The organism is Okeania sp. SIO3I5 (genome assembly GCF_010672085.1).
In the GTDB taxonomy this organism is placed as follows: Bacteria; Cyanobacteriota; Cyanobacteriia; order Cyanobacteriales; family Microcoleaceae; genus Trichodesmium.
In genome coordinates, this window is sequence record NZ_JAAHHT010000009.1 from 67,579 (window position 1) to 78,826 (window position 11,248).

The window sequence follows — 11,248 nt, forward strand, 5'->3', positions numbered from 1 at the left end:
TATTAGTTATTCGTTATTAGTTGTCAAAAAATTGATGTAGTTAAAAATTGATTCCAAAGTTAAAAGTCAAAATTTAAAAAGTGGAAAATTGCCCAGGCAATTACAGAAAAATCTGATTCGACTCCAGAGTGTTTGAGAATCTGAGTTTTGACTTTTAACTTCTATTAGTTATTAGTTATTAGTTCTCAAAAAACTGATGTAGCTAAAAATTGATTCACAAGTTAAAAGTCAGAATTTAAAAAGTAGAAAACTACCCAGGCAACTGCACAAAAATCTGATTCTGCTCCAGAGTGTTTGAGAATCTGACTTTTGACTTTTAACTTCTATTAGTTATTAGTTATCAGTTCTCAAAAAATTGATGTAGTTAAAAATTGATTCCAAAGTTAAAAGTCAAAATTTAAAAAGTGGAAAATTGCCCAGGCAATTACAGAAAAATCTGATTCGACTCCAGAGTGTTTGAGAATCTGAATTTTGACTTTTAACTTCTATGTCAAAATTTCCAAAGTGGAAAATTGCCCAGGCAACTCCACAAAAATCTGATTCGACTCCAGAGTGTTTGAGAATCTGAGTTTTGACTTTTAACTTCTATTAGTTATTAGTTATTAGTTCTCAAAAAATTGATGTAGTTAAAAATTGATTCCAAAGTTAAAAGTCAAAATTTACAAAGTGGAAAATTACCCAGGCAAATGCACCAAAATCTGATTCGACTCCAGAGTGTTTGAGAATCTGAGTTTTGACTTTTAACTTCTATTAGTTATTAGTTATTAGTTGTCAAAAAATTGATGTAGTTAAAAATTGATTCAAAAGTTAAAAGTAAAAAACGATATTATGAGTTGGTTGATAGTACAATTTTAGGAAGCAAAATAACTCAGCTTAAAAATAAATTTGTTTAGGATATTCCCATTCTATATAGTTATTTTGTAAACAGAAATTTTCTGTAGTTCAGTCTAATCTTGATTAATATCAAATCCGGTAGTATCGGTATAAAAAAGCAGATAAACCAGGGAAAATATCACATATCCTACAATACTAACATTAACCTCCCACAAATCTAGTTTCTTATAATGCTCCGAAGCAAGTGAATTTGATATAACCTAATTTACAAGCAAAAAAATTATTTACAATTTGTTAGATATTCCGTCCAAACATATCCTACAACAGGCTCAACAATCTTCACCCAAAACAAACCTTCAATATCACCGGCTGTTTCTAATTTTACTGTTTCTCCATCATCAACTGTATTAACAAGATCGCCATTTGGTTCTTCTCGCACATTCAAAACTAGACGTTCATTTGTTTCAGGAATTGGCATTGAAACTTCACAACTACTAGCAGCAGCTAATAAAAATTTATCAGTCTGGTTTTGCAATCTATCTGCTGCATAAGATGTGTCAGTAGATAAAACTTTTACACCCAATATATAGAGAGAAATTACAGGAATAATAGTTAAAAGTTGTCGCATAATATTAATTTTCATTCACAGAACTATAGCTCAAGTTAGGACATCAATAATAACATGATATAAAAGCTTAAGTCAGGATAAATTTTGCTGATACTTAATCAATTGGCCCATGTGTAACTCCTATTCTATGGAAATATTATTCTGCCTCTAAATGAACGAGAGCTTCTAAAAATAAATACTTTACCTTCTTTCTCAATTTTAATAGTAGCTCTTCCTCCATTACTAATTTTTACAATTGATAAATAAAATAGGAGAAAATATTTTCCTTGCTTTAGATGTTACCAAAAAATAGGGTCCAAAGCCTCCCCTTTTTAAGAGGATGAAAAAGTGGTCAAGGGATGGATGGGTTACTTAACCATATCCAATCTTCCCTCCATAAAATATTCGCTATATATATTTCAATTCCAATGGTTCACTTGGAGGTACTGATAACTGATAACTGATAACTGATAACTGAAATGACCTGTTCCCTGATATAGTTAATACTCTACTTAAACTCATAGAAAATTAAAAATATAGAACATGATGAACTACCGCATTACTCTACTTCCCGGTGACGGCATTGGCCCAGAAATTATGGCAGTGGCGGTAGATGTCTTGAAAGTAATTGGTTCCCAATTTAACCTCAACTTTGAATTTCAAGAAGCTCCTATTGGTGGAGTAGCTATTGATGCTACTGGGGAACCTCTACCTACAGAAACTCTCGAAATGTGTCGTAATAGCGATGCGGTACTATTAGCAGCAATCGGTGGTTACAAGTGGGATAATTTACCTCGCCATCAACGGCCAGAAACTGGACTATTAGGACTAAGGGCCGGATTAGGATTATTTGCCAATTTACGGCCTGCCAAAATTTTGCCCCAATTAATAGATGCTTCAACTCTCAAACGAGACATAGTTGAAGGAGTGGACATTATGGTGGTGCGAGAATTAACAGGTGGGGTCTATTTTGGTACACCCAAAGGCGTTTTTGAGACCGAGACTGGAGAAAAACGGGGTGTCAATACAATGGCCTATTCTGAGTCAGAAGTTGATCGTATTGCTAGGGTGGGGTTTGAGACTGCCCAGAAACGAGGGGGTAAATTGTGTTCCGTGGATAAGGCAAATGTTTTGGAAGTGTCTCAGTTGTGGCGCGATCGCGTTACTCTACTTGCTCCAGAATATCCAGATGTGGAGTTATCCCATTTATATGTAGATAATGCGGCGATGCAGTTGGTTCGTTGGCCAAGACAATTTGATACTATCGTTACAGGAAATTTATTTGGGGATATTCTCTCTGATGCTGCTGCTATGTTGACTGGGAGTATTGGGATGTTACCTTCTGCAAGTCTGGGTGCTTCTGGACCAGGAGTATTTGAACCTGTTCATGGTTCGGCGCCAGATATTGCAGGTGAGGATAAAGCTAATCCTCTGGCACAAGTTTTGAGTGTAGCAATGATGTTACGTTATGCTCTAGAGCAACCTGTTGCAGCAGAGAAAATTGAAAAAGCAGTTTTGCAAGTATTGGAGAAGGGTTATCGTACTGGGGATATTATGTCGGAAGGTATGAAACTGGTGGGATGTAAAGAAGTGGGAGAGGTTTTGTTGAAAGTCTTGAGTTTGTAGAGTAATTTAATTGAAATAGCAAAAATTACGGCGTTGGTAATTTAGGGAGCGATCGAGCTTTAGGGGTTAAAAACCTAACCCCGCAACCCCACAAGAATCCCCCCTTGCCCCCCTTTGAAAGGGGGGAGGAGGGAAGGGAGTGATTTCTCCCCTCTCAAAAGCAGGAGAGGGGGAGGGGCAGGGGGGAGAGGTCTTCTAAACTGCTCGCTCCTAACTAACAATTTTAGTCTACACACGCTACTACTACTATAGCAGTCGAAGCAAAGGTTAGGACAGTTATAAATTCTGAAAGCATTTGAGAGTCTACTGTTCCCTGTTCCCTGTTCCCTATTCCCTAGCGCGTAGCGCTATAAACTACTAATTATTAAGCGATCGCTATGTTAAAACGTCCTATATATCTCGACTGCAATGCCACTACTCCTCTGGATGAACGAGTATTAAAAACTATGTTGCCCTATTTCACGGAACATTTCGGCAACCCCGCTAGTGTCACTCATCAATATGGTTGGGAAGCAGAAGCAGCAGTGAAAAAAGCTAGAGAAATTTTGGCTACAGGTATTAATGCTACTCCTGAAGAAATTATTTTTACCAGTGGCGCGACAGAAGCAAATAATTTAGCAATAAAGGGAGTAGCTGAAGCTTACTTCAATAAAGGCAAACATATTATTACGATCGCTACTGAACATAATGCAGTTCTCGATCCTTGTGCATATTTACAAAATTTAGGATTTGAAGTTACTTATTTGCCTGTAAATACAGATGGAATTATCGAGCTAACTTCCCTAGAAACAGTTTTGCGCGAAGATACAATTCTCGTATCTGTTATGGCAGCAAATAATGAAATTGGAGTTTTACAACCCTTGGCACAAATAGGAGAAATGTGCAAAGAAAATTCCATTATTTTCCATACTGATGCTGCACAAGCAATTGGTAAAATTCCCCTTGATGTACAAGCAATGAATATCGATCTAATGTCGTTAACTGCCCATAAAATTTACGGACCAAAAGGTATTGGTGCGATCTATGTGCGTCGTCGTCATCCGAGAGTAAAACTAGCGTCTCAAATACATGGGGGAGGACACGAACGAGGAATGCGTTCTGGTACTTTGTGTACGCCTCAAATAGTCGGTTTTGGTAAAGCAGTGGAAGTCGCGTTATCTGAAATGGAGTCGGAGGCAAAACAGTTAACCAGTTTGCGAGAAAGGTTATGGGAAAAGCTGCAAACATTGGAAAATATTTTTATCAACGGACATCCGACTCACCGTTTGCCAGGAAATTTGAATATTAGTGTTGGAGGTGTGGATGGGCAAGCTTTATTGTTGGGTTTGCAAAGTGTGATGGCGGTTTCTTCGGGTTCCGCTTGCACTTCTGCAAAAGTCGCCCCTTCCCATGTTTTGCAAGCTTTAGGGCGTTCAGAAAAGTTAGCTTATGCTTCTGTGCGTTTTGGTATTGGGCGATTTAATACTGCCGAAGAAATTGATATGGTGGCAGAACAGGCGATCGCTACTATTAAATCTTTACGTCAAGCAAGTAGAATTCAGGGATAGACAGGGATTTGGCCACGGATGCAATTTTTTAGCTGTGCAGAGCGCTTTTTTCGTATAAGCGATGGTGCTCCGCACCGTCCGACGGATATTTTTAGTTAACCACAAGACCCAATTGTAAGCATGACGCGCTACACCCGCGTGTTTAGTCAGCAGCGTTTTTTGCTGTTTTTTGGGGTGTAGTTCAGCGCGTGAATCCTAGTAGCATAAAACAGATAATCCCAGATTTTTATAGATAATACCAGATTTTAGCCAACAGTTACAAACCCTATGCTTGGACTGCTATAATTTAGAAATTTTCAAACCAGAGCTTTTTCGTTGATGTAGCTTTTCAGGTTTGGTTGTACGTACTCAACCCAACTCACAATTTCCGGCCTACTTTTGTGCGCACAAAACCCGCTTGAGAACTTTCCCCGTAGCATTCCTGGGAATCGAATCAACAAAGCGAATTAAATGCGGCACCTTATAAGTAGCCATTCTCTGAGAGCAAAAACTCTTCAAATCTTCAACCGTCAGCAACTTACCTAGCTTCAGAATAATATTAGCAGCAGTAATCTCACCCTTAATCTGATGCTTCACTCCATAAACCGCCACTTCACTAACATCAGGATGCATCAGAATCACCCTTTCCACCTCAGAAGGATAGACATTAAACCCAGAAACATTAATCATATCCTTCAAGCGATCGACAATATAGAAATAACCATCCTCATCCATCTTACCCAAATCCCCCGTATGAAACCAGCCATTGCGTAGGACTTTCTTTGTTTCTTCAGGGCGATTCCAATATCCTAACATTACATTCGGGCCGCGCACTAATAACTCTCCTACTTCCCCTGATTCCACCTCTTCACCCCCTTCATCAACAACCTTCATCTCCACATCCTCAATCGGTATTCCAATGGAACCCCACTTATACTTTGAATTATGGTTGTAACAAGCAAAAGGAGAAGTTTCAGTTAACCCATAACCTTCAGAAATTAGCTGACCTAAAGATTCTTGCCACTTACGCACCAGTTGTACAGGCATTTTAGCTGCCGCACTAAAATAATAGCGTATCGATTTCAAATCTAACTTAGTAATACCCATCTCTAGCAAGCGATAATAAACAGTAGGAACACCAAAAAACATCGTCACACCTTCCGTTTTTACCACTTCTAACACTTGCTCTGGCTTAAATCGACGCTGTAAAATAATCGTTGCACCAGCGTTTAATCCACTATTGAGAACATGATTCTGACCGAAACAGTGGAAAAGTGGCACAAAAAGCAACAACTTATCGTCAGAATTCATCCCAGAAGAATGCTTCACCGAGTGCATATTAGAACAGACATTTCCGTGGGAAAGAGTTGCCCCTTTAGGAAAACCCGTTGTACCAGAAGTGTAGACAATAGCTGCCGGTGCAGTTGGTGCCATAGAAACTGCCTGAGCATCAGAACTAGCGATAGTCATCAAAGTAGATAAGCTAATATCATTACCTGTTAATTCATCTACAGTTTCGGAAAAATCAGCAATGCAGACATACTTTAGAAATCCTAGATCATCGTCGGGGACTTGCTTTCTCAAGGATTCTGTAGTAATAATTGCCACCGCTTCGCTATCGTTGAGGATAAAGCGAACTTCATCACTTTTGAGCATAGCACTCACAGAGACAACTACCGCACCTATTTTTAGAATTCCCAGATAAGCAATGATAAACTCGGGAATATTTGGTAAGAATAAAGCTACGCGATCGCCAGATTTAACCCCTAATTTTACCAAACTATTAGCAGCGCGATTTGCTAATTGATTCAGTTCTAGATAACTGTAAGTTTGGTCTTCAAAAATTAAAGCTGTTTTCTCTGGAAAAAATTTCGCACCTCTTTCAATGTGTTGTGTAATATTCATCATTTTGAATTTTCCTCTGCAGTTAAAAAAATTGTCCGATTAAGTTCTGTGTAAATTAGTTGAAGGCATTGACGCCGTGTCTGAAAAATAAGTCTAATTCTCTGATGAAAATGAGCCGATTTTTTTCTAGGTAATTTGATCAATTTGTCAGCGCTGTGTGGCTGTTTTTGAGAAAATACGTAGTTGTTTTCCCGAATTTACGTAGTTGTTTTCCCGAATTTATTTTCAGAGAAAAATCTTAGCTACTACTATAAAGATTATCCTAATAAAATAAGCATTTTTGCAGAAGACTCCTGCTTGAGAAAAAAGTTAAAATTAATCGTGTAAGTGAACAATCCAGGATTTGCCTGTAATCTGTCTCACTTGCCCAAGGACGTTAACTCATAATTTTTCTGTGATCTGTATCACTTGCAAGTATATTAACTCTTATCGTTGATATACACAATCCTGTTTTTGTCAGGAAATAAAGTTCAGTATTTGTCAGGAAAGTTCAGGTGATTTTTTTCAGGAAAATTTAATATTTGTCAGGAAAATTCAGGCGATTTTTTTCAGGAAAATTTAATATTTGAACTTCTGTAATGCTGCTTTTCACTTTTGATTTTCCTTTTCTAGCTCTCAGACTTTTAATAGATTCAGTATAAATACTTACCGCCCCAACTTGACGTGTGGAATGTGGGTGTCTTTTTTAAGGAGTAGAGGAGCGGGGGAGCGGAGGAGTAATGAGTTAGGAGTAATGAGTTAGGAGTAATGAGTTAGGAGTAATGAGTTAGGAGTAATGAGTTAGGAGTAATGAGTTAGGAGTCAGAAAGGAAATGAAAATGCATAAATTTTTAAATTCGTGCTTCTAGCTTAACATATCTTAGTTGAGGAAGTAATCAGGAGTCAGGAGTTAGGAGGTAGGGACGTTGCATAAGGGCGTCCGTACGGAGTAAGAAAGGAAATGAAAATGCATAAATTTTTAAATTCGTGCTTCTAGCAAACACATATTTTAGTTGAGGATTTTTGAGCGCGATTACTGTATAACCGGATTTTATATAAATTCCTAGGTAGTCCTGCTGAGGAATGGCGAAGATACATAAGTTTTGTAATTTCTTCCCACACTTCCCACACTTCCCACACTTCCCACACTTCCCACACTTCCCACACTTCCCACACTTCCCACACTTCCCACACTTCCCACACTTCCCACACTTCCCACACCTCCCACACTCTCTCTACCATTAGTATGCACCACCACCAATTCCTATTTCTACTGACTACTGACTACTGACTACTACAAAGAGCAAAAATACTTTTTCAGCAAATCCTAATTACTATACGATTGGAATGGAGTGGCAGGAAGCAATTTCAGGGGCGTCGATTGCTTCTTAATTATCGCTATAGACTGAAAATTTTAACCTGAACAAAATTAACGACAATTATACAACCTATAACGATAACCATTAATTTTAGGTTGATAAATGGAAGATTTCCGACAATTGAAACTTTCTAAATCGCTTGTTTCTACCTTGAGATTAACTCCCCACAAATCTATAGGTCTTGATGTTTGAGAGAGAAATTTAGCTAAAGTTGAATCAGGAGTTAATTTTTGTTTTTTTTGTCTTTTAGCTAATAAAAATTGAGGTGAAAAAAAATCAGAGATATTAGTTTTATTTTCTTGACGTTTAAACTCTAGACCAAGTGCAATTAAAGCACGAATTTCTGCATGAGTTTGATAAGTTGTTGCAACTAAAGGTGGAGCTTTAGACTGTGTTTTAATCACTTCAACCAAAAGGTCTGCACGTCGCGATCTTTGATATCCATAGTTGTTAACCACCGTTAAACCACCACATAAACCGATTAATAAAACTATAATTACAACTCTTTTATTAATCGGCTTGAAGTTAGAAATAATTATACTTGTAGCAGAAGTAATAATCCAATCTTTTTGGGTCGCTTTTTCCTTTTTGTTTTTACCTGTTTCTTTGTCTGAAAAAACTTTTTCTCCTGCTTTCTGATTGTCCGAATTATTCCAACATTTCGCCAATATTGCAGCTAATAAAATAATTACAACAGGAAAATAAACAAAGTGATAGCGAGCAGCAAGAGATAAATCTCTACCCATACCGTAAATAATCAGCAAAAATAAAGCGATCGCTCCCACAAAAAAACCGATAAAAATTTGAAAAGACAAACGATTTTCAAGATCGTTCATCTGTGCTTTTGCACCTCGCCATAAATTAGGAGCAACCCAAACTAAAGCAACTAGAAGCGTGACTCCAGATAAGATAGTTACAAACAAACTTGTTCCTTCAAGGGGCAAAAGCCATACCATTGTCAATATCCAAACTAACAAACGAGGAATAGGATGCCAAATTTCATCAAGATCGAAGCTAGTTGAAATCCAACCAGTAAGTTGATTATTGGCAGCACCCACGACTACAGGCAACCAAACCAAGCAACCAACAAACGTTCCCAAAGCAACCAGATAAATTCGCAACCAATAACTTTGAAATCGGTTTTGTATATCTCTCAACCAAAAACCTCCAATAACTAATCCTTCTGTAGCTAACACCAAGATAAAAATATAATGGGTGGCAATTCCTAAACTATTGATAGTAACCCAAAGACATCCTAACCAAATTGGAAATATCCTGCGTTTTTGGAGATACGGTACTATTGCAGTCAAACAAGTTATGGAACTAATAATCCATAAAATAGTCAGGGTGTGATGGCGAGATTCTTGGGCGAGATAGATACCATAAGGAGAAATAGCTATTAATGCCGCTGCTATATGAGCTACTAATGGGGAAAATGCCAACCAACCCAAGCCAAAAATTGCCGGAATAGTAGCTACACCCAAAATAGCACTGAGCGATCGCCCCACCCTGAGAGAAACTATTTCTCCATCAGTGCTGAATAAGTTAAACCACAAATGATTTATTACGAAATAAAGCGGGGGATGGGTATCCTCACTGAGTAGCTGATGAATTACATCGGTGGGAGTAGAAGTTGAGTCAAATTGCAAGGGTGAGAGCAATTGATTAAGGGTTATAACTCGATCTAAGGGTAGGTCAAAAAAACTATGTCCCAAACTATAACCTAGTGTAGCAATTTCGATTGATGAGGGAGATTTGGCATCTAAGTTTGTGCTGCGGAGTATAATGCCTATTATGAGCCAGCATAATAATATTATTAGGTGAAACCATTGATTTTTAAGTAGTAGTTTAATGTCGTTATTTTTCATCTAGATTGGTTAAATGTTGTTAACAGTTAAATCGCTATAATTATTAGACCTCTCCGGAAAAGAGGGAACAGGGAACAGAGAATAGGAAAAAAGTATTTTTGCAAATATGAGATGCACCCGATATTTAATTCTATAGCGCTATGCCAATATGTTAGGATATTCCTCTATTATTGTTCCTTATTCTCTATTCCCTTACCACTCAACTTTATTGTGCTAAAGTTTTTTAGTACATTTAATCATCGTACCATTGATTCCTTTTACCGAAAAATTGTGGTCTAAAGCCTCCCTTTTTAAAGGAATAATATAAAATCCGGTTATACAGTAATCGCATTCAAAAATCCTCAACTAAAATATGTGTTTGCTAGAAGCACGAATTTAAAAATTTATGCATTTTCATTTCCTTTCTTACTCCTAATTCCTAATTCCTACCTCCTAACTCCTAACTCCTAACTCCTAACTCATTACTCCTAACTCATTACTCCTCAGTAATACGATAACTAATTACCCGGATTCTATATAAAAAGCGGTCGGCAAGCAGACCAGTCCGTAGGATGGGATGGATGGGTTATACCAGTTTGATAAATGTTTGGTACAAATAGCTATGGTACTTTTTGGGAGTCAGGAGTCAGGAGTCAGAATTAATGGCTTCAATACCGTTTTTATACCAAATCCGGTTTGGAAATCCCTCTTATACTTTAAGGTAAATATATAGGATTAATGGAATGCCAAGAAAAGTATATTTAGCAAATTATTTGAGTTCAGATAAACTCAAATAAAGGTATAAAAAAACTGGAGAACCAGTAGAGTCAAGAAGGTGGCATTTATTGTGAAAAATAGTGCGATCGCTATAGGTATTAATTATGATTATGCCCAAGAAATAATCAAGAAATACAATCAATTAGGTGAAGTTGGAGTCAAAAATGGTAAACACAAGCTTCAAAAAGGAAAAAGAGGAAAAAAAGAACTATTAAAACCAGAACAATTTCAAAAATTAGCTCTAGAATTAGCAGGGCGACCATTTGATGGTGACATTTGGACAGGACTAAAAATAGCCCGTTGAATTGAAAGGGAAACAGGAGTGGAAAAAGTTTGGAATCAAAGGGGATGGCATTACTTAAAAAAGCTGAACTACTCCTGGCAAAGTCCCAGGCAAAAACATAAAAAATGTTCTCTAATTGAACAAGAAAAATTTAGAAAAAACTTACCGTTAAAAGTAAAAGAGATAGAAAAAAAATATCCGAGTGTCGAAATATATTTATGGTTTTTTTGATGAGCATAGAGTGGGATTAAAACCAATTTTAAGGAAAGTATGGAATCAAGTAGTTCAAAGACCTCAAGTCTATGTTAATCATCGTTATGAATGGCTATACGTTTATGGCGCATGTTAAGCCGAAAACTGGAGAAAGAAGCTGGTATTTAATCCCAAGAGTCAATACATTATGGTTGAATATTGTTGACAAACAATTGGCTGAGGATGTAGGAATTTCTGACAAAAAAAAATCTTATTAATTGAGGATAATGCGA

General features: G+C 37.2%; 9 protein-coding genes and 1 pseudogene. 5 read left to right on the forward strand and 5 right to left on the reverse strand.

Going from position 1 to position 11,248, the window contains the following annotated elements; translation table 11 throughout:
* Positions 1-1,114: 1,114 nt before the first annotated feature.
* Positions 1,115-1,477, reverse strand: a complete 363-nt coding sequence (locus F6K40_RS03805) for an SH3 domain-containing protein (RefSeq protein WP_293131604.1) — start codon at positions 1,475-1,477, stop codon at positions 1,115-1,117.
* Between the two features lie 507 nt (positions 1,478-1,984).
* Between F6K40_RS03805 and leuB the strand changes: the two genes are divergently transcribed.
* Positions 1,985-3,067 (forward strand): 3-isopropylmalate dehydrogenase, encoded by a 1,083-nt coding sequence (gene leuB / locus F6K40_RS03810; RefSeq protein WP_293131605.1) that lies wholly within the window; start codon positions 1,985-1,987, stop codon positions 3,065-3,067.
* A gap of 377 nt (positions 3,068-3,444) precedes the next feature.
* The gene (locus F6K40_RS03815; RefSeq protein WP_293131607.1) at positions 3,445-4,614 is read left to right on the forward strand and encodes an IscS subfamily cysteine desulfurase; all 1,170 of its coding nucleotides are present in this window, start codon (positions 3,445-3,447) and stop codon (positions 4,612-4,614) included.
* On the opposite strand, the pseudogene F6K40_RS40605 reads toward F6K40_RS03815, so the two are convergent.
* From F6K40_RS40605 to F6K40_RS03830, 4 genes and pseudogenes are all read right to left on the reverse strand, one after another.
* A pseudogene (locus F6K40_RS40605) lies at positions 4,585-4,785 on the reverse strand (helix-turn-helix domain-containing protein); the annotation flags it as partial. The gene F6K40_RS03815 and the pseudogene F6K40_RS40605 overlap by 30 nt on opposite strands.
* A gap of 201 nt (positions 4,786-4,986) precedes the next feature.
* On the reverse strand, positions 4,987-6,501 hold the full coding sequence (locus F6K40_RS03820) for a class I adenylate-forming enzyme family protein (protein ID WP_293131610.1): 1,515 nt from the start codon (positions 6,499-6,501) through the stop codon (positions 4,987-4,989).
* A gap of 969 nt (positions 6,502-7,470) precedes the next feature.
* Positions 7,471-7,719, reverse strand: coding sequence for a hypothetical protein (locus F6K40_RS03825; protein ID WP_293131613.1), 249 nt, complete (start codon positions 7,717-7,719; stop codon positions 7,471-7,473).
* A gap of 187 nt (positions 7,720-7,906) precedes the next feature.
* Complete coding sequence (locus tag F6K40_RS03830; RefSeq protein WP_293131616.1) at positions 7,907-9,724, reverse strand: glycosyltransferase family 39 protein; 1,818 nt, start codon at positions 9,722-9,724, stop codon at positions 7,907-7,909.
* Positions 9,725-10,538: 814 nt separating this feature from the next.
* Here F6K40_RS03830 and F6K40_RS03835 point away from each other — a divergent pair.
* The 3 genes from F6K40_RS03835 to F6K40_RS03840 are packed head-to-tail and all read left to right on the forward strand — an operon-like array spanning position 10,539 to position 11,112.
* The gene (locus F6K40_RS03835) at positions 10,539-10,784 is read left to right on the forward strand and encodes a hypothetical protein (protein WP_293131618.1); all 246 of its coding nucleotides are present in this window, start codon (positions 10,539-10,541) and stop codon (positions 10,782-10,784) included.
* Complete coding sequence (locus F6K40_RS40610; protein ID WP_365670050.1) at positions 10,785-10,994, forward strand: winged helix-turn-helix domain-containing protein; 210 nt, start codon at positions 10,785-10,787, stop codon at positions 10,992-10,994.
* Entirely contained in the window at positions 10,966-11,112 is a 147-nt protein-coding gene (locus F6K40_RS03840) for a hypothetical protein (protein WP_293131621.1), read from the forward strand. Before F6K40_RS40610 ends, F6K40_RS03840 begins: the two co-directional genes overlap by 29 nt.
* The last annotated feature ends 136 nt before the right edge of the window (positions 11,113-11,248 follow it).